This is a genomic window from Ruegeria sp. AN11, from assembly GCF_056536005.1.
In genome coordinates, this window is the sequence record NZ_JBQFJD010000001.1 from 1,438,451 (window position 1) to 1,457,210 (window position 18,760).

At 57.7% G+C, this 18,760-nt stretch carries 17 protein-coding genes; 3 read left to right on the forward strand and 14 right to left on the reverse strand.

Annotation, left to right across the window (positions count from 1 at the left end; genetic code table 11):
* Positions 1-96 precede the first annotated feature (96 nt).
* From ppk2 to ACR3EQ_RS07105, 3 genes are all read right to left on the reverse strand, one after another.
* Entirely contained in the window at positions 97-1,023 is a 927-nt protein-coding gene (gene ppk2 / locus ACR3EQ_RS07095) for a polyphosphate kinase 2 (RefSeq protein ID WP_480490199.1), read from the reverse strand.
* Positions 1,024-1,140: 117 nt separating this feature from the next.
* Complete coding sequence (locus ACR3EQ_RS07100) at positions 1,141-1,749, reverse strand: carboxymuconolactone decarboxylase family protein (protein WP_480490201.1); 609 nt, start codon at positions 1,747-1,749, stop codon at positions 1,141-1,143.
* 128 nt (positions 1,750-1,877) lie between these two features.
* Entirely contained in the window at positions 1,878-2,696 is an 819-nt protein-coding gene (locus tag ACR3EQ_RS07105) for a class I SAM-dependent methyltransferase (RefSeq protein WP_480490203.1), read from the reverse strand.
* A gap of 171 nt (positions 2,697-2,867) precedes the next feature.
* Here ACR3EQ_RS07105 and parE point away from each other — a divergent pair, with 171 nt between their 5' ends.
* Complete coding sequence (parE, locus tag ACR3EQ_RS07110) at positions 2,868-4,826, forward strand: DNA topoisomerase IV subunit B (protein WP_480490204.1); 1,959 nt, start codon at positions 2,868-2,870, stop codon at positions 4,824-4,826.
* 2 nt (positions 4,827-4,828) lie between these two features.
* Here parE and ACR3EQ_RS07115 read toward each other — a convergent pair whose 3' ends face one another.
* Positions 4,829-5,983: a DUF3644 domain-containing protein gene (locus ACR3EQ_RS07115; RefSeq protein ID WP_480490206.1), complete on the reverse strand. Its 1,155-nt coding sequence runs from the start codon at positions 5,981-5,983 to the stop codon at positions 4,829-4,831.
* A gap of 300 nt (positions 5,984-6,283) precedes the next feature.
* Between ACR3EQ_RS07115 and ACR3EQ_RS07120 the strand changes: the two genes are divergently transcribed.
* Positions 6,284-6,565 (forward strand): hypothetical protein, encoded by a 282-nt coding sequence (locus ACR3EQ_RS07120; protein ID WP_170610108.1) that lies wholly within the window; start codon positions 6,284-6,286, stop codon positions 6,563-6,565.
* Between the two features lie 16 nt (positions 6,566-6,581).
* Here ACR3EQ_RS07120 and ACR3EQ_RS07125 read toward each other — a convergent pair whose 3' ends face one another.
* From ACR3EQ_RS07125 to ACR3EQ_RS07165, 9 genes are all read right to left on the reverse strand, one after another.
* Positions 6,582-7,352, reverse strand: a complete 771-nt coding sequence (locus tag ACR3EQ_RS07125) for an alpha/beta hydrolase (RefSeq protein ID WP_480490208.1) — start codon at positions 7,350-7,352, stop codon at positions 6,582-6,584.
* 73 nt (positions 7,353-7,425) lie between these two features.
* Positions 7,426-8,265 (reverse strand): EamA family transporter, encoded by an 840-nt coding sequence (locus ACR3EQ_RS07130; protein WP_480490210.1) that lies wholly within the window; start codon positions 8,263-8,265, stop codon positions 7,426-7,428.
* A gap of 72 nt (positions 8,266-8,337) precedes the next feature.
* Complete coding sequence (locus ACR3EQ_RS07135; protein ID WP_170676291.1) at positions 8,338-9,483, reverse strand: iron-containing alcohol dehydrogenase; 1,146 nt, start codon at positions 9,481-9,483, stop codon at positions 8,338-8,340.
* Between the two features lie 65 nt (positions 9,484-9,548).
* Positions 9,549-10,931 (reverse strand): aldehyde dehydrogenase family protein, encoded by a 1,383-nt coding sequence (locus ACR3EQ_RS07140; RefSeq protein ID WP_480490211.1) that lies wholly within the window; start codon positions 10,929-10,931, stop codon positions 9,549-9,551.
* A gap of 99 nt (positions 10,932-11,030) precedes the next feature.
* Positions 11,031-12,392: a glutamine synthetase family protein gene (locus tag ACR3EQ_RS07145; RefSeq protein ID WP_480490213.1), complete on the reverse strand. Its 1,362-nt coding sequence runs from the start codon at positions 12,390-12,392 to the stop codon at positions 11,031-11,033.
* Between the two features lie 57 nt (positions 12,393-12,449).
* Entirely contained in the window at positions 12,450-13,487 is a 1,038-nt protein-coding gene (locus tag ACR3EQ_RS07150; protein WP_170610097.1) for a TRAP transporter substrate-binding protein, read from the reverse strand.
* 57 nt (positions 13,488-13,544) lie between these two features.
* On the reverse strand, positions 13,545-14,870 hold the full coding sequence (locus ACR3EQ_RS07155) for a TRAP transporter large permease (RefSeq protein ID WP_170610096.1): 1,326 nt from the start codon (positions 14,868-14,870) through the stop codon (positions 13,545-13,547).
* The gene (locus tag ACR3EQ_RS07160; RefSeq protein WP_480440450.1) at positions 14,870-15,394 is read right to left on the reverse strand and encodes a TRAP transporter small permease subunit; all 525 of its coding nucleotides are present in this window, start codon (positions 15,392-15,394) and stop codon (positions 14,870-14,872) included. The genes ACR3EQ_RS07155 and ACR3EQ_RS07160 overlap by 1 nt, the downstream gene beginning before the upstream one ends.
* A 2-nt stretch (positions 15,395-15,396) precedes the next feature.
* On the reverse strand, positions 15,397-16,206 hold the full coding sequence (locus ACR3EQ_RS07165) for an N-formylglutamate amidohydrolase (RefSeq protein WP_480490215.1): 810 nt from the start codon (positions 16,204-16,206) through the stop codon (positions 15,397-15,399).
* A 107-nt stretch (positions 16,207-16,313) separates the two neighbouring features.
* Between ACR3EQ_RS07165 and ACR3EQ_RS07170 the strand changes: the two genes are divergently transcribed.
* Positions 16,314-17,183, forward strand: a complete 870-nt coding sequence (locus ACR3EQ_RS07170; protein WP_170816616.1) for a MurR/RpiR family transcriptional regulator — start codon at positions 16,314-16,316, stop codon at positions 17,181-17,183.
* A gap of 851 nt (positions 17,184-18,034) precedes the next feature.
* Here ACR3EQ_RS07170 and ACR3EQ_RS07175 read toward each other — a convergent pair.
* Positions 18,035-18,709: a TIGR04283 family arsenosugar biosynthesis glycosyltransferase gene (locus ACR3EQ_RS07175; protein ID WP_170816617.1), complete on the reverse strand. Its 675-nt coding sequence runs from the start codon at positions 18,707-18,709 to the stop codon at positions 18,035-18,037.
* Between the last annotated feature and the right edge of the window lie 51 nt (positions 18,710-18,760).

Sequence of the window (18,760 nt, forward strand, 5' to 3'; positions counted from 1 at the left end):
TCATCGCAACAGCCATAGGCCCGGCCATCGTCAGGGACAAGAGCCGATCAGCGAATTTTCAAACTGAGACTCCGAATTCCCCAAAGGCCAGATTGTTCATAAACGCGCTTCGGGATGCAGCGACGTACCCAGCACGTGATCCGAACGATGTATGACGTGATGCGCCTGCCCGACGATCAGCGGATCGGGCTCGTCAACCAATTCGTGATCCTTGTCCGGGTAATCCAGCGTCGACAAGAAATGCCGCATACAGTTCAGCCGTGCGCGTTTCTTGTCATTCGATTTGACAATGGTCCAGGGCGCATCGGCGGTGTCGGTGTAAAAGAACATCGCCTCCTTCGCCTCGGTATAATCATCCCATTTGTCCAGACTGGCCTTGTCGATTGGCGACAGCTTCCACTGCTTCAGCGGATCGGTTTCGCGGCTCTTGAACCTGCGTTGCTGTTCGGGCTGCGTGACCGAGAACCAGTACTTGTATAACTGGATACCCGATCGCACCAGCATCCGTTCCAGTTCGGGCGTCTGCCGCATGAACTCAAGGTATTCGTTTGGCGAACAGAACCCCATCACGCGCTCGACACCTGCCCGGTTGTACCAGGACCGGTCGTAGAACACCATTTCACCCACCGTCGGCAGTTCCTGCACATACCGCTGATAGTACCACTGCCCCTTCTCTTCCCACGTCGGCTTGTTCAGGGCCACCACGCGGGCCTGACGGGGGTTCAGGTGCTCCATGAACCGCTTGATCGTGCCGCCTTTGCCCGCCGCGTCGCGCCCTTCAAACAGCAGAACAAACCGCTGGCCCGTCTCCTGCGCCCAAAGCTGCACCTTGAGCAATTCAGCCTGAAGCTTCGCCTTTTCCGCCTCGTAGGTTTTGCGCGCCATCTTGTGGCCGTAAGGGTACTTGCCGCTCTCGAAAGCGTGCCGGATTTTCTCGGCGCATGGCTGCGCGGCATCCTGAACTTCAGCCTGTACAGTATTGATCTCAGTGGGTTTCAAGTCGGTCTGGACGATTGCCGCCATGCATATGCTCCTGGGTTTCAATGTTTCCCGGAACGCCTAGCAGAAACTCATAAAATTCGCTTTGATCGGCATCAAACTCCGACAGGCGCAACAGCCTGCCCACGCCCGCTTGCGCCCTTACCGATGGCCCCAATCGTCGGGGTTGTCGGAGTTGTTTGGCGACAGTCCCAAAACATCCCCCTTGGTCGAACACCCCAATCCCAAAACTGTCCGGTTGGCATAGGAAAAATAGGAACAGACCTGATTGATCTCGAGGATCTCTCCGTCGTCCCACCCCGCACCTCGCAAAGCGATCACATCGGCCTCGGTCAGTTCGGCCGGCGCTTCGGTCAGCTTGCGGGCATATCCCATCGCTGCCACCTGTGCTGCATCCAGCGGCGCCGTTTCCGGCTGTCGCGCCTCAATCGCTGCGCGTATGGCATCACCTCGCAAAGTATCACCCAGCAACCGCTGCAACCCGTTGAAGTGATGTTCCACACAATAGCCGCACCGATTCAGCGAGCTGACCCAGACACCCAGGACTTCGAGAAACCATTTGGGAATCTGGTTGCCTGAATGGTGCAGCACGTTCTTGTAGATCGCCATGTGGCCTTCCATCGAATGCGGGCGCAGGCTGTGCGCCATCATGATGTTGTCCACGTTGTTGTCCGGGCCGGTCACTCGCTCATACAGCTTTCGCAACTTACCTTTCGCCTCGTCAAACGGAATGGTTTTGATCCAGCTCATTCGCAATCCTCTCTATGGGCCAAACGCCCTTGGCCGTGAACCCTCAGCGCTCTGTCGGGATATTGATGCCAAAGGAATAGGCGGAACAAAAGTCCTGAAAACAGCAGACTAAGAAAAGCCCGGATCTGTCACGCTTGGGTCTTGCGGCAAACAAATGTCGTAGCCGACAACGGCATCGTCATTTCGCTTGGGCCAAAAGTGCGGTGCAGAGCAGACGCCATTTCCCTGGCAACGTCATCCGAAGAAACTCCGCCTCGGGATCTGATTTCATCAATCAATGGATTCCCGAAAACCAAAGCTTTCGCAAATGTCTCGGGCGCCTCAATGCGTTTGCTCAGTCGAATGGTCTCGTACCTGATGTCACCCCATCCTGCCTCGGCAAGGTCCGCCTTGACCAACTGTGGATCACCGTAGTGAAAGGGAACCTTATAAAACCCGGGCGGATCATCCGGAAAAAACTGTCGGGCCACTTCGTGAGCCATCTGCGAAAACGGGTTCTCGGACATTGCGCTCCACACGTTGAAAACGTAACGGCCGCCGGGCTTGATAACTCGGGCTGCCTCGCGGAATGAGGCAACTTTGTCGGGAAAGAACATCACTCCAAACTGGCAAACCATAAGATCGAAACGGGCTTCCTCAAATGGTAGATCCATTGCATCCGCGACTGAGAACCGGAGATTATCGCCCTCTTCGAGTTTCTTTTTTGCCACCTCCAGCATCGGCCCGTTCAGATCCGTCACCAGCAAACTGGCGTCCTTCGGTAATCTGTCGCGCAGCTTGCCACTGACAATTCCGGTGCCAGCCGCCAGTTCGATTACATTTGCCACGGGCTCTGCACAGCATTCGTCGACAAGCCGGTCTGCATAGTCGACAAAAATATTGGGCCCTAGCCCCTTGTCGTAATGCTCAGGAATCTCTCCAACAAAACCGGACGCGCTCGTGTTCATCAACCCACTCCTTTGCAATAAGGCCGTTGCTCGAACCCAGACTAGCAAATTACCGTCGATCAGGCGAAAACTCAGCCGCCAGCACATCTATCCACAACACCTCGCGCCCCTCTTCCCCCCGCACACATCACCTGCCATAATGGAGTAAACCCAAAAACAAGAGCAGCACCCATGCCCGACGATCTGTTGACGCCCAGCGCCACCGCCGCCTATGACGCCTCCTCGATTGAGGTGCTTGAAGGGCTGGAACCGGTCCGCAAACGCCCCGGCATGTATATCGGCGGCACGGACGAACGCGCTTTGCACCACATGGTTGCCGAAATCCTCGACAACTCGATGGACGAGGCCGTGGCCGGACATGCGAACCGGATCGAGGTCGAACTGCACTCGGATTACGCTTTGACGGTGCGCGACAATGGGCGCGGTATACCGATCGATCCGCACCCAAAGTTCCCGGACAAATCGGCGCTGGAGGTCATTCTTTGCACCCTGCACGCGGGCGGTAAATTCTCGGGCAAGGCCTACCAGACCTCGGGCGGTTTGCACGGCGTGGGTGCGTCCGTTGTCAACGCTTTGTCGGATTCGATGGTCGTGCAGGTGGCGCGCGACAAACAACTGTTCGAACAGCGGTTCTCGCGCGGTATCCCGCTGGGCCCAGTCGAGAAAATCGGTGCGGCCCCCAACCGGCGCGGCACCACCGTCACCTTCCACGCGGATGAGGAAATATTCGGCCATCACCGGTTCAAGCCCGCCCGCCTGTTCAAGTCGATCCGATCCAAAGCCTACCTTTTCTCGGGCGTCGAAATCCGCTGGAAATCCGCCATCGATGATGGTGAAACCCCGACCGAGGCGAGTTTTCACTTTCCCGGCGGTCTGTCGGACTATCTGAAAGAGACCATGAACGGCTCGTCCACCTATGCCGAGCAGCCCTTTGCCGGCACCGTTGACTTTAACGAGAAATTCGGCGCCCCCGGCAAGGTCGAATGGGCGATCAACTGGACGCCCTCGCGCGACGGTTTCATCCAATCCTACTGTAACACCGTTCCCACGCCCGAAGGCGGCACTCATGTGGCCGGGTTCTGGGCCGCAGTTCTCAAAGGGATCAAGGCCTACGGGGAACTGATCAACAACAAAAAGGCCGGTCAGATCACCCGCGACGACCTGATCACAGGCGGCTGCGCCCTGGTGTCGTGTTTCATCAGTGAGCCGGAATTCGTCGGCCAGACCAAGGACCGGCTGGCCACGGTCGAGGCACAACGGCTGGTCGAAAACTCGGTCCGCGACCATTTCGACAACTGGCTGGCCGCAGACACGAAATCCGCCGGGGCGATCCTCGACTTCCTCATCCTGAGGGCCGAGGAACGCCTGCGCCGACGGGCCGAGAAGGAAACACAACGCAAGTCCGCCACTAAGAAACTTCGTCTTCCCGGCAAGCTGGTGGACTGTTCCAGTTCAACACGCGATGGCACGGAATTATTCATCGTCGAGGGCGATTCTGCGGGCGGTTCGGCCAAGATGGGCCGCGACCGCAAAACGCAGGCCCTGCTGCCCCTGCGCGGCAAGATTCTGAACGTGCTGGGCGCTGCCAGTTCGAAACTGGGTACCAATGCCGAAATCAACGACCTGACGCAGGCGCTGGGTGTCGGCCTTGGCACCAGGTTCAATGTCGATGACCTGCGCTATGACAAGATCATCATCATGACCGACGCGGATGTGGACGGGGCGCATATCGCCTCGCTGCTGATGACATTCTTCTTCACCCAGATGCGCCCGATGATCGACGCGGGCCACCTGTACCTCGCCTGCCCGCCCCTCTACCGCCTGACCCAAGGCGCCAAGCGCGTCTATTGCCTGGACGAGGCCGAGCGCGACGAGTGGCTTGAGAAAGGTCTGGGCGGCAAGGGCAAGATCGACGTCTCGCGCTTTAAGGGTCTGGGCGAAATGGACGCAAAAGACCTGAAAGAGACCACGATGGACCCGGCATCCCGCAAACTGATCCGCGTCACGATTGACGAGGACGAACCCGGCGAAACCGGAGACCTTGTCGAGCGCCTGATGGGCAAAAAACCCGAACTGCGGTTCCAATATATTCAGGAGAACGCGCGGTTTGTGGAGGAGTTGGATGTTTGAATTTACGCTAGCTCGCTCAGTATCTTATCAACCCACGCGTCATTGTAGGTGTGAGATTTAAACGTCGGATTGTAGTAGCAGTAGTCTAAGTTAGTATTTTCTGGCTTGTTGGATTTGCCATCGGGCCGAACTCCGAATTTTTTCCACATCTGCGTATGCTGGTGCTGGTTAAAGTGCTTTCCGGACTTTTGTTTGACCTTCTGAATAACCTGATCCGGCTTATATGGGTGTGTAATCGCTGACGGTTTATGTTTTACGAGGACATTAGCGATCTCTTTGCCTTCTTTTGTTTTTGGAGAAACAAACTGAAACGCTGCTTTCGACTTGGAACTTTCTACCGTTGTATAAACAACAGAAAACTGAAACTCTAAATCATCTTTTTGCTCTTCGGACATGCCACTAAAAATTTCAGAGTTTATAGACTTTATTTTAGCTGGAAGTTCCGACTGGGCTAACTGGCTAACCTGACCGATTGACAAGCCGGAAAACTGTAGCGCAAAAGATATCTCGCTAGACAGGGATAGCCGTTCACCGAATATAGTTGAAATTTGCTGTTCATAATTCATGCAGTTAGCTTGAAAGATACCTATCCAACTTTCGTCATACGGACCTAAAATAGTGTGCTCAGTAGCGTCTCGAATCTTTATTAGAGCGCTTATGTTTTTTTTGACGCCATCCGTGAACGGGCAGCCCTTGCTCTTAACAAAATCGCTTAAGGAAACAGCCTTTCCGTCCTTCCTAGTTAATGGCAACCCATTTCTTTCGGAATACTCGAGTATTAAGTATGTCCAAGCAATGTTTGCTAAAATGGAAAAATTTTCTGCTCTAAATTGAAAAGATGGGTTGTTAAATACACTGACCGCGAGCTTCATAGCTTCCCTGGACTTAATGAGCCTTTCATCAACAAATGGGTTCAGTCCAGTTTTTAGATCAAATGACCTTTTAAACCGTTGGAACTCATCAAACTCGCCCTTTGAGCAAGGGTAAATACTAGGATCATTTTTAACGGCGGAGATCCGTGCAAAGTTGATTGTCGCAGGTCGTTCTAGGTTTATGAGTGCTTGAATATCTTGGTTGCTCCAGCCTTCTGAAAGTAAGTATTTTACAATCCTTTTTTCCTCTTCGTTGAGACCACCAGTAGTTCCTTGTTGAAACATTCCTTCCTCTCTCTTCTAAAATAGGGAAAATATCGTTCCACCCCAGCTGGTTATCAAGCGATTTTTTGCTGGCACCCTGCGACTATGTGACAGGTCAATGGCCATGAAATCAGTACGCGCCAACGAACTCGCATTCCTCATATTAAAGTTCCGTCTTTATCTGTCCCTTTGAACACCCCCCTTGCCTAACCCGTTGACCCCGTTCACACTTGCGCGCAATTGTCATCAAAGAACAGATTTTGAGGTTCCGAGCGTCCAAGACCCAATTTCAACCAACAAAATTTCGAACGGGAGGACGACATGAAATCATTAACCCTCGGGCTGGCCTTTGCCGTGCTGGCCAGCCAGGCAAACGCGCAGCAGGCTCTGCTCACCGCGTCACCGATTCCGGTCGGGGCAGAGTTGCGGTTCTGCTACTATCAGGGCATGGCCTATTCACTGGATTCCTTCGTCGTGATCTCGGGCGACAACACCGTCACCACTACCTCAACATCGCGAGAGGAACATCTGCTCCGCTGTGTCAAACGGGATGATGGCACGATGAGCTGGCGGCCACAAAGCAGCTTTCAGACCAGCCGGTGATGCAATGGCGGGCCTGCTAGCCCACCTTTCCATCCAACCAATCGGCAATCTGCCCGGCGGGTTTTTCCCAGCCGGGTTCCATGAACAGAAAATGCGCGTGATCCTTTACGGGCATAAAGGTCGCGCGGTCTCCGTATAGTTCCGCCAAAGCGCGGCAGGTGTCAGGGTTTACCGCCCGATCCTCGGTGCCTGAAACGATCAGCACCGGGCAGTCGACCTTGTCGATGTCGACCTTCATCGCGTGGTGGTCGTCGAACATCCAGAAGAACATCTCGAACATGACCCGGCCGCTTTCGGCGCCCAACTGGTCAAACACCGCATGTTGTTGCGCCTCGGGCATCTTGTTCAGCGCGAAGGGCGCCATCAGGTCGAACTCGACTCGCATGGGTTGCTTCCAGAACGCCCCGCCCTCCATCAGCGCGCGGGGGATGGCCCGTTCGTCGTCGGTCTCGGGCAAGGTGCCCCACGCTGCGTTCGGGTTGATAAGGACGATGGCGCTTGCCAACCCGCGCGAGGCCACCTGCTGGGCCACCACGCCCGCAATCGCATGGCCAAGGAGAACCGGCTTGCTGTCCAGTCCTTTCACAAATTCCGCGATGTCGTCCGCATAATCCATCACGCTGGTATCGGTCAGGCCCTGATCAGGCTCGGCCTTCGGATCTCCGCCGTGATGTCGCAATGCGGGTGTGTGGACGGTCCAGCCCCTGTCGCGGAAGAAACCCGCGTAATCCTGCATGCACCACGGCCCGGCAAAGGCCCCGTGGATCAGAACAATCTCTTTGGTCATGAAAACGCTCCCTCATCACTCCGACTCAATATGAGAGATCGGGGGCGCACTCAGCAAGATGGTCTTGGGGGGATTAAACGGCCAGCCCGATCAGCGCCACGCCCACGGCCATCAGAACCGCGGCCCCCAGCCGCCGCATCCAGTTGCCTTCTTTCAGGAAAATGAACCCGATCAGTGCCGCGAAGATGACCGAGGTTTCGCGCAGCGCCGAAACCGCGCCCAGTGGGGCAAAGTTCTTGGCGTAAAGCACCAACCCATAGGCCGCCATCGACACCAGGCCGCCCAACAGGCCAACAACCCACACGTCCAAGGGATAATCCGCCAGTTTCTTTCGCCTGCGGATGCCGACGAATCCAGCAATAAACAGGTGCAGAAAAGCCCCCCAGGCCCAGTAGCTGAGCGTGTTTCCCGACAAGCGCACCCCGATCCCGTCGAACACCGAATAGATCGAGATACACACCCCTGTGCCTATCGCGAACAACAGGGTCGAGCGCCCGAGCCCCGAACGCAATGCCCTCCAGTTGCTGAGATGGATACCAACCGCAATCAGAGCAATCCCGGCCCACGCCTGCAGGGGCAGCATTTCGCCCACCAACAGCATCGCCCAGAGGGACACCAGCGCGGGTACGATCCCACGGGCGATGGGATAGACGACGCTCAGGTCACCATGCTGATACGCCTTGCCCAGCATGAAATAGTACCCGAAATGCACGAAGGTCGAGATCAGGATGTAAGGGAAGCTCTCGGCACTCGGCATAGGCAGCGCGATAACCATGATCGCACCGGGAATAGCCTGCCCAAGAGCCACCAACCCCATCGTCGTGGTTCGGTCGGCCGCAGATTTGACTATTGCGTTCCAAACTGCATGCAGCATTGCAGCCGCCAAAGTGATGGCGATGACAAACGGGGTCACGTCCGAACCTTTCGTGAAACAAAACCGGCCCGCAAAACGGGCCGGTGTCCTATTGTCACAAAGAGAGGTGGATCACAACGCGGTGTTGAAGAGGTTTGTGAGGTTCTCTTGGGTAAGTTCGACTGGGTTTCCGCCGCAGGAGGGGTCGATGAGGGCGCCCTGGACGAGGTCTGGGATAGCGGCTTCGGTGACGCCCAGTTCGGAGAGCTTGCGCGGGATGCCGAGGCTGTCGTTGAAGTCCTGCACAAAGGCACGGAAGCCGTCAAAGCCGCCATCGATGCCCAGGTAAGCCGCGGCCAACGCGAACCGGTCGGCGATGGCCGGGGCGTTGAAGTCCAGCACGGCGGGCATGCAGACCGCGTTGGTGGTGCCGTGGTGGGTGTTGAAGTGCGCGCCGACGGGGTGGCTCATGGCGTGGATCGCGCCCAGGCCCTTCTGGAAGGCGGTGGCGCCCATGGCGGCGGCGCTCATCATCTGGGCGCGGGCCTCGATGTCGGTGCCATCGGCATAGGCGCGCGGCAGGTAATCCTTGACCAGGCGCATCCCTTCCAAAGCGATGCCCTGGCTCATCGGATGGTAGTGCGGGCTGGAATAGGCCTCGACACAATGGGCAAAGGCATCCAGCCCGGTGCCTGCGGTGATGAACCTGGGCATGCCCACGGTCAGCTCCGGGTCACAGAGCACGACCGTTGGCAGCACTTTCGGGTGAAAGATGATCTTCTTGGCATGGGTTTCGGAGTTGGTGATGACGCTGGCGCGACCCACCTCCGATCCGGTGCCCGCGGTCGTCGGCACGGCGATGATCGGCGCGATGGCATCTGCGTCGGCGCGGGTCCACCAGTCGCCAATGTCTTCAAAATCCCAGACTGGCCGCGTCTGACCCGCCATGAAGGCCACCATCTTGCCCAGATCCAGACCCGAGCCGCCGCCAAACGCGATCACCCCGTCATGGCCACCCGCTTTATAGGCCGCGACACCGGCCTCAAGGTTCTTCTCATTCGGGTTCGGGTCCACGTCGTTGAACAGGCCGCGCCCCAGACCGGCGGCCTCCATGATATCCAGCGTTGCCTTGGTGATCGGCAGATCGGCCAGCCCCTTGTCGGTGACCAGCAGCGGGCGTTTCATCCCGGCGGCTGCGCAGGCCTCGGGCAGTTCCCGGATTCGGCCTGCGCCGAATTTGATCGCGGTCGGATAAGACCAGTTTCCTTGAAGGTTCATGTCCTGTTTTCTCTCAATGTTCGGGCCCGTCCCGCAGAGGGGGAGAACGGGACGAGCGGGTATCCTCAGCCAGTCACCTTTTTCAGGTGATACGACTTTGGACGGGTCAGGTTGTGATAGCCGATCACGGACAGTCCGCCGCCACGACCGGTATTCTTGCAGCCGGTCCAGCACAGGCCCGGGTCCAGATAGTCGGCCCGGTTCATGAACACGGTGCCGGTCTCGATCCGGTCCCCGACCCGCGCGGCGCGGTCCACATCGCGGGTCCAGAGCGACGCGGTCAGGCCAAATTCGCTGTCATTCATCAGCGCGATGGCTTCTTCGTCCGAGGACACTTTCATTATGCCAACGACGGGGCCAAAGCTTTCGTCCCGCATCACCCGCATGTCATGGGTGACGCCTGTAAGAATCTGCGGCGTCAGATAAGCACCGCCATCATCCTCAGGGAAGGTGTCGATATGGGCCACCGCGCCAGCCGCAACCGCCTCGGCAATCTGCGCCCGCACCTCGTCGGCAAAGCGCACATTCGCCATCGGACCAATTGTCGTCCCGGTATCCAGCGGGTTGCCCAGCTTATAACCTTTCACAACCTCAACCGCCTTGGCAACGAAGTCATCATACAGGCTATCATGGACGTAAATCCGCTCAATCCCGCAGCAGCACTGGCCCGAATTGAACATCGCCCCGTCGATCAGCGTATCAACTGCCGCGTCCAGATCGGCATCCTCCATGACATAGCCCGGATCCTTGCCGCCCAGTTCCGTGCCGACACCGGTGAATGTCCCTGCCGCCGCGCGTTCCATCGCCCGACCGCCCCCGACCGAGCCGGTGAAGTTCACGAAGTCGAACGCATTGCCAGCGATCAGATCATTGGTCACGTCATGGCTCAGAAAAACATTCTGGAACACATCCTCGGGCACACCTGCCGAATGGAAGGCCTGCGCCATACGCTCCCCCACCAGCAGGGTCTGCGTGGCATGTTTCAGGATCACAGTGTTGCCCGCGATCAGCGCCGGTGCCACCGTGTTGATTGCGGTCATGTAGGGGTAGTTCCATGGTGCCACCACAAACACGACCCCGTGCGGGATGCGCTTGATATAGCGCCTGAACGTCTCATCCTCGCCCACCGCGATAACGGCCAGAGAGGTTGCGGCAATCTCGGCCATGTAACTGGCGCGCTCATTGAAGCCGCCGAACTCACCGCCATAGCGCACCGGGCGACCCATCATATGGGCCAATTCCGGCACGATCTCGTCATTCATCGCGCCAACGGCGGCTACGCCCGCCATTAAAAGATCAATCCGCTCCTGCAACGGCCGCGCCGCCCAGCCCGCCTGCGCCGCGCGGACCTTTGCGGCCAGCTCAAACGCAGCTTCGCGCGACAGCACTTCCCGCTCGGCAAAAACCGATCCATCGACCGGAGAGATACACTTCAGTGTCTGGGCCATCCCAACCTCTTGACTGTTCGCAGGGCGCGCCCTGCTTCATCTTTTTCCAAATACTCTCGCCGAAGGCACCCGGGCGCGCAGCGCCCGCTCTCCCCTAGCCTACGCCCGCTCGAAGCCCCGGGCCACTTCCCAATCCGTCACCACGCGCTCGAATTCCTCAATCTCGACCTCGGCCGCGCGGGTATAGTGATCCACCACATCATCCCCCATAGCCCCGCGCAACATCGCCGAGCCATGCAGCGCGTTGCGCGCATCCTTCAAAGTGCCGGGGATCATGCCCGTGTCGCCCTGATAGACATCGCCCCTTGCAGGCGGTTGTAGCTCCAGCCCCTCTTCGATACCCGCAATCCCGGCCGCCAACATTCCGGCCATCGCCAGATAGGGGTTCATGTCCGACCCAGGGATCCGGCACTCCACCCGAACTGCCCTAGTGCCATCCCCGCACAGGCGGAACCCGGCGGTGCGATTGTCAACCGACCAGATGATCCGCGTCGGCGCAAAGGTGCCCTTCATGAACCGCTTGTAGCTGTTGATGTAAGGCGCCATGAAGTATGTGTAATCGGCAGCGTATTTCAGCAGACCGGCCATGTAGCTTTTCATCAGCGCCGACATGCCCAGCTCATCTTCCGCGTCATAGAAGGCAGGCTTGCCATCGGCCCAAAGCGACTGGTGCACGTGGGACGAACTGCCCACCTTGTCGTGATGCCATTTCGGCAGAAACGTCGCCGCATGGCCATGCTGCCAGGCGATCTCTTTCACCGCGTTCTTGGCAATCGAGTGATATTCAGCCGTATCCATCGCCGGCGCGTATTTGATGTTCAGCTCTTCTTGCCCGGTCTCGGCCTCACCCTTCGAGTTTTCGACCGGAATGCCGGCATTCCAAAGATGGTTGCGGATCGGCCGCATCACATGCTCTTCCTTGGTGGTCTGCAGGATGTGATAATCCTCGTTATAGCCCGAGATCGGTTGCAGATCGCGGAACCCCTCCTTGCGGATCGCATCAAAGCTCTTTTCGAACAGGAAAAACTCCAGCTCGGTGGCGCACATCGCCTCATAGCCCATCGCCTTCAGGCGGTTCACCTGCTTCTTCAGGATCGAACGCGGCGCATGCGGCACCTCTTCATGCGTGTGATGATCCAGCACATCACACATCACCATCACCGTCCCCTCAAGCCACGGCACCGGCCGCAGCGTGTCCAGATCCGGCTTCATGACGTAGTCGCCGTATCCCCGCTCCCAGCTGGTCGAGGCATACCCGTCCGGCGTCCCCATCTCGAGGTCCGTTGCCAGCAGATAGTTGCAGCAATGCGTCTCTTCCCACGCACCCGCAACAAAATGACCCCCATGAAACCGCTTCCCCATCAAACGGCCCTGCATGTCAACAAAACAAACCAAGACTGTATCAATGTCACCGGATGCGACCTGGGATTTCAGGGTTTCGAATGTCAAAGTTGCGGTCATGAAACAAACCTCTAGCTGCTGACGGGGGCACCAAACGCGGTGCCCCCGAGTTTGGTATCAATCGAAGGTATAGGGAGCACCGGCCTGGTTGATGACCGAGTTGTACTCGCGGAAGATGCCAACAATCTTCTGGTGAATCTCGCCTTCCTGCGCGACCTCATCCCAGAATTCGATAGCTGCGTTTTCAACCTCTTTCCATTCCGAGGCCGGGACTTGCCGCAGTTCCAGCTTGTCGCCGTTGGCACGCAACGCCGCTTCGCCACCCCAGTACCACTGGTTGCGATAGGTGTGGCCCGCCTCGATCCCGGCCATGACAACCGATTTCAGGTGATCGGGCAGTTCGGCCCAGCGTTCCTGATTTGCGAACCACGAACCGATCCAGGCACCCGAGATGTTGTTGGTCAGGAAGTAGTCGGTCACATCGGCCCAGCCCACGGTGTAATCTTCGGTGATGCCCGACCATGCCATACCGTCCAGCTCTCCGGTCTGAACCGCCACTTCGGCATCCTCGTAAGGAATGTTCACCGGCACGACGCCAAACTTGGCCAGGAAGCGACCCGCCGTCGGGAAGGTGTACAGCTTCAGCCCGTCCAGATCGCCGAGCGTCTTGATTTCCTTCTTGGTGTTGAAGTTGCACGGGTCCTGACCCGCAGCAGACAACCACGCCACACCGACCTTTTCGTATTCCGACCGCCAGATATCGGCCAGACCGTACTGATTGAACAGCACTGGCACATCAAGGATATGTTTGGTCGCAAAGGGGAAGTAGCCGCCGAACTGGCGCAGCGGCGTCGGCGACGCCATCGAGTCGTCGTCTGAATGCACCCCGTCGATGGTACCGCGCTGCAGCGCCTGGAACAGTTCGCCGGTGGGAACGATCTGATCGGCAAAATACAGCTCGATCTCAAGTTCGCCGTTTGCGTTGGCGTTGATGTAGTCGATGGCAGGCTTGGTCACGTGCTCGCCCAATGCGCTGCCGGCGTAGGTCTGGAACCGCCACTTGATGGCCGACTGTGCTTTGACGATTGCAGGGCTTGCCAGAGTGGCCGCCCCGGCCAGCCCCGCCGACCTTAGAAATCTGCGTCTTGTTGTCATTATCCTTCTCCTCTGTTTAGTCGAACTGAGTTTCGCCCCTTTGCGGGGTCTTCTGACTTATTTTCCATAGACATAATTCGGCAGCCAAAGCGCGATTTCGGGGAAGATGATGATCGTGGCCAAAGCGCAGGCCATCACCAGAACAAAAGGAATGATCGAGCCATAGATGTCGCGCAGCGTAATTTCCGGCGGGGCCATCGCCCGCATCAGGAATAGGTTATAGCCAAACGGCGGCGTCATATAGGCGATCTGCGTGGTGATGGTGTAGAGAACGCCGTACCAGATCAGATCAAAGCCCAGTTCTCCGACCAGCGGCACATATAGCGGGGCCACAATCACCAGCATCGCGGTGTCGTCCAGGAACGTGCCCATCAGGATAAAGCTGAGCTGCATCAGGACAAGGATCATCCAAGGGGAAAGCCCCAGCTTTTCAGTGAACAGGCTTTCGATGGCCTTAACCGCGCCCAGCCCGTCGAACACGGCACCAAATGCCAATGCCGCCAGAATGATCCACATGAACATGCAGGATATTCCCAGCGTATGCCGCATCGAGTTTTCAAACACTTCGCGGGTCAGGCGCCCTTTCAGCGCTGCCGCCAGCAGCGCCGTGATCGCACCAATGGCCGAAGATTCAACCAGCGAAGTCCAGCCGTTCACGAAGGGGACCATCATCACCATGAAAATCCCGACCGGCAGTAATCCGGCCTGCAGAAGGCGCAGCTTCTCTCTCAGCGGAATATCGCGTTCTTCGGCTGGCAGAACCGGGCCCAGCGACGGGGTGATCCGGCACCGGATGATGATATAGATGATGAACATGGCGGCCATCATCAGGCCGGGAAGAACCCCGGCCAGCCAAAGCTGACCAACCGGCTGACGGGCGATCATGGCATAGAGAACCAGAACCACAGATGGCGGCACCAGAATTCCTAATGATGACCCTGCCTGGATCACCCCGGTGACCATGCGTTTGTCGTAGTTCCGCCGCAGCAGTTCCGGCAGAGCAATCGTGGCCCCGATGGCCATGCCCGCTACGGACAGCCCGTTCATCGCCGAAATCAGCACCATCAGCCCGATGGTTCCGACCGCCAGCCCGCCCGACAGTCCGCCCATCCAGACATGGAACATCTTGTACAGATCATCCGCGATCCGGCTTTCGGACAGGATGTATCCCATAAAAATGAACATCGGCAGTGTCAGCAGCGGATACCACTTCATAACCTTGATCGCAGCCGCGAATCCAAGATCATAGCCGCCGCGATCCCCCCACAGGAACAAGGCCGACACCACCGCGACAAAGCCGATCGCACCAAACACCCGCTGACCTGTCAGCAGCATCAACATCATTGATGCGAACATCAGCAAGGCAATCATCTCGTAGGACATCAGATTACCTCTCGGGGGATGTCGTGGCCGCAAAGGCGCAGGATGTCTTTGAAGAACTCGGAAATGGCCTGCAAAAGCATCAGGAAGATGCCGACAACCATGATCAGTTTGACCGGCCACAGATACGGCCGCCAGATGGTTGCGCTGCGCTCTCCTCCGTATTGGAACGAGTACATCAGGCTGTCCCAGCCGCCCCACAACAGGATGATCAGATAGACAATAAGGAACATGACGGTAAATGCGTCAGTCCACGCTTTACGCCGATGGGACCATTCTCCGTACAGCAGATCCATCCGCACATTCGACCCCATCTGGATCGAGTACGGCCCGCCAAGCATGTAGTAGGCAACCATCGCGAACTGCGCCATTTCCAGGGTCCAGAGCGACGGAACAAAAAAGGTTTTCGAGATTGAAGACCAAAGCAGGATCGCCATCATGGCGAACAGCCCCCACATCATCACGCGGCCAACCTTGTGATTGACCGCGTCGATGACCCGCACATATATCTCCATCGCCCGGATCACATTTACGTCCTTTCCCCGAAATCGTTCAACGTACGGCTGATCCATGGCACAAGACACGCCGCCATCGCCTTTTGCTGATCCTCCGTTCGGATCAGATCATTCCGGATCTCGATCATCACATTCAAAAGCCCATTGGGCTTCGCCTGCGCATCCAGCGTATGCGCTACGCCGTCCGCGGCCGAGTAAGGCTCGTTCAGGCGGGTTTCAAACTTCAGATCAACAGGTGCCGACGCCATCATGGCCTGCGCAAACCGATCATCTTCGCCATGCAGCAACCCCAGCTCTACCGATCGGGGCTTGCCGTGATAGACCGGCGTGAAACTGTGGACTGTCACCATCAGCCGCAATGTCTTGCGATGCGATTGAATCTGATTGGATAAGCCGGCGCAAAAGGGCCTGTAAACACTGTCTATTCTGTCCTGCCGCTGCTGCGGGGTCAGATCGACGTTAGCAGGGATTCGGATATCTTCGCTTTTCACCACCATTGCCCCGATCGCTTCGGGTGGGCGGTTGCAATCATAGACAAGCCGAGACACTCCGCCATGAACCAATACCGCAGACATGTCCGCCGCGATCAGCCGGGCTACCGCCAACGCACCAGGATCCCACGCGATGTGGCTTTCCAGCGCCGCAGCGGGCAACCCCAGATCGCCAAGCGCTTCGGGAACACGGTTCGACGCATGCTCGCACACCACAACCACGGCGGGAGCATCGTTTTTCGCTTCGATATGAACGACCGGTCCGTAGTCCAATGTGCAATCCCGTGATTCCAGAAAGCGCCCCAGATTGGGCGTGTGGAAAAAATTCCACATCGGACATTCACCTGTCAATATTTTTCCTGTACAAATTTCCCCAACCTTGATTGCAGTGAAAAAATATTCACATCACAGTCGACGTCATCAAACAGGAGGGTCCAACCGTGCGGGTAACGGACAGGCTGCTGACACACCGGGACAAGCTGACCCCATCTGAAAGGCAACTGGTCAGCGTGTTGCTGGATGACTATCCGATGGCCGGTTTGGGCAGCATAACAGAACTGGCCAGCACAGCGGGGGTTTCCACCACGACAGTCGCGCGCATGTTGCAGAAAACCGGGTTTGACGGTTACCCGCAGTTTCAGGCAGCGCTGCGCCACGAGGTTAAAGAGATGATCTCGGGGCCCGAGGCCAAGCGCGATCTCTGGCAGAACGATCTGCCCGAGGAACACATCCTGAATCGCTACTCCGGGCGAACGCTGGAAAACCAGAAACGCACGATCGATGAAGTGGATCCGGCGGAATTTGACAGTTTCTGCCGGTTGCTGTGCGACCCGGACCGGCGCATTTTCCTAACCGGAGGAAGAATAACCGGCACTCTGGCGCAGTATCTCTACCTGCACCTGCAAATGATCCGGCCGGATGTCAGATTGTTGCCTGTAGCCGCCTCGTGGACACATGACTTGCTGGACGTGCGAAAAGGGGATGTCCTGATCGCGCTGGATGTCCGGCGGTATGAAAACTCGACCTTGCTGATCGGGCAGCTCTGCCATGAGCGTGAGGCGGAAATTGTGCTGTTCACTGACCAATGGCGCTCACCTATTCACAGGCTGGCCAAGCACACGTTCAGCGCACGCATCTCGGTACCGTCAGCGTGGGACTCGATGGCCGCCATTCTGGTTTTGATGGAGTGCGCCATTGCCGAAGTACAGGAACGTCTGTGGGATTCGGTGAAAGCGCGGACCGACGAGCTGGAACAGGCCTTCGACCGCACGAAACTCTTTCGGAAATTCGGGCAGAGTTCAGGGTCTTAACATCTGCCGAATGGCGACCCATCCCAATCGGTACAACTGCCCGTGAACACTGTTGCCAGCCGGACGGCAGTCCGTACACTTTGAACCCATGACGTTCATTACGGAAAACCAGCTGCCACTGCTGATCCTGTTCTTTCTCGTGGGTTCGGTCGGAACGGCATTCTTGTTTCGCAAGCCGGCCGGGCACCGAGCCTGGAAACTTGCGGACTTGGTCTGGGTCGTGCTGGGCGGCATCGGCGCGCTGGTGGCGGTGCTGGCGGGCCTTTATACCTCGGACAGTTCGCGGCTGGACCGGCAGATCGACGTGGCCTATGCAGCAACGCTGGCCTTTGACCGCGACGCCGCGCGGTTCCGGCTGCGGTTCTGCGACCCGGCCTATGACCCGGATACAGCAGTTTTGTGCGACAAGGTCGAGTTCCTGTCGGCCTCAACCGCCAGCAATGCCGATCTACCCCTGTTCATTGCCGTCACGAACGAGGTAGCGCCGCTACAAGGTCTGCATTTTCTGTTCGGAACCGGGGCCAAGGACGACATGGACGAAATGCGCGACATGGCCGCCACGGCCGACGCTTTCAACATCGACCAGTTTCTTGTCTTCACCTCGTTGGATGAAAAAACCCAGACCGCAATCGACAACATGCGTCGCAAAGTGCCTGCAATCGCCGGGGACTATCTAATTCTGGCGCAAAGCTATGATGACCTGATCGAACAGGTCGGCAAGCTGAAGGATGAATGGGAATACCTGCAGGCCAACGCGCATATTCTGGGTCTGCAGATCGTCGCTTTGTGCCTGGTCAGTTTCGCCGCTCCGTTCCGGCTGGGCAAATCGCTGGTCGAACTGCGCACCGCATTCAACGCCGATACTGCTGTGCCAGTTGTTCCGGATCGGCCCCCAGAAAATAGCGAAACACCAGCCACAGGTTCCGCCCTCCCCGACGCAGCCAGCCCAAACGCTCATAGCGCTCCGCGCTCGTAACGGCACGCACGGGCAGGATGCGCACGCGCGGCAGCGCCCGGACCAACGCGACATCCTCCATCAAAGGCTGCTCCTTATAGCCGCCAGCAGCAAGATAGGTTTTGCGCGGCACCAGCAACCCCTGATCGCCATAGGGTAAGCCAAACAGGCGGCTGCGCAGATTGGCCCAGCCGGCGACCCATCGGGGCGCAAATCCCCGGGCCTGAAACTGCAACAGAAACGCAGCCGGTGCACCGGTTTCCAGATGTGAGGCCACCGCGTCGCTCCACCCATTTTGCAGGACCGTATCCGCGTGCAAAATCATCAACCACTCAGCCGAAGCCGTTTGGCATCCGCGCCGCAATTGTCCACCGCGCGAAGGCGCGCCTTCAACGATCCTGGCTCCGGCCTCGTCCGCCATGGCCAACGTCTCATCCGTTGACCCTCCATCGGTGATCACTAACTCGCGGATAAGACCCGCCTGCACCCCCTCCATCAGCGACTGCAAGGTTCCGGGCAGCGAGCCAGCAGCGTTCAGGGTCGGGATCACGATGCTGATTGGCGCGGGCACGTCCGTTAACCTCTGGTCATGGTCACGGAAACTCCTATATCACGGAGCCCA

What these genes read in the sequence shown, in the direction of transcription:
- ppk2 (WP_480490199.1), bottom strand. Translation starts at nt 1,023, where the DNA reads ATGGCGGCAATCGTCCAGACCGACTTGAAACCCACTGAGATCAATACT.
- ACR3EQ_RS07100 (WP_480490201.1), bottom strand. Translation starts at nt 1,749, where the DNA reads ATGAGCTGGATCAAAACCATTCCGTTTGACGAGGCGAAAGGTAAGTTG.
- ACR3EQ_RS07105 (WP_480490203.1), bottom strand. Translation starts at nt 2,696, where the DNA reads ATGAACACGAGCGCGTCCGGTTTTGTTGGAGAGATTCCTGAGCATTAC.
- parE (WP_480490204.1), top strand. Translation starts at nt 2,868, where the DNA reads ATGCCCGACGATCTGTTGACGCCCAGCGCCACCGCCGCCTATGACGCC.
- ACR3EQ_RS07115 (WP_480490206.1), bottom strand. Translation starts at nt 5,983, where the DNA reads ATGTTTCAACAAGGAACTACTGGTGGTCTCAACGAAGAGGAAAAAAGG.
- ACR3EQ_RS07120 (WP_170610108.1), top strand. Translation starts at nt 6,284, where the DNA reads ATGAAATCATTAACCCTCGGGCTGGCCTTTGCCGTGCTGGCCAGCCAG.
- ACR3EQ_RS07125 (WP_480490208.1), bottom strand. Translation starts at nt 7,352, where the DNA reads ATGACCAAAGAGATTGTTCTGATCCACGGGGCCTTTGCCGGGCCGTGG.
- ACR3EQ_RS07135 (WP_170676291.1), bottom strand. Translation starts at nt 9,483, where the DNA reads ATGAACCTTCAAGGAAACTGGTCTTATCCGACCGCGATCAAATTCGGC.
- ACR3EQ_RS07140 (WP_480490211.1), bottom strand. Translation starts at nt 10,931, where the DNA reads ATGGCCCAGACACTGAAGTGTATCTCTCCGGTCGATGGATCGGTTTTT.
- ACR3EQ_RS07145 (WP_480490213.1), bottom strand. Translation starts at nt 12,392, where the DNA reads ATGACCGCAACTTTGACATTCGAAACCCTGAAATCCCAGGTCGCATCC.
- ACR3EQ_RS07150 (WP_170610097.1), bottom strand. Translation starts at nt 13,487, where the DNA reads ATGACAACAAGACGCAGATTTCTAAGGTCGGCGGGGCTGGCCGGGGCG.
- ACR3EQ_RS07155 (WP_170610096.1), bottom strand. Translation starts at nt 14,870, where the DNA reads ATGTCCTACGAGATGATTGCCTTGCTGATGTTCGCATCAATGATGTTG.
- ACR3EQ_RS07165 (WP_480490215.1), bottom strand. Translation starts at nt 16,206, where the DNA reads ATGTGGAATTTTTTCCACACGCCCAATCTGGGGCGCTTTCTGGAATCA.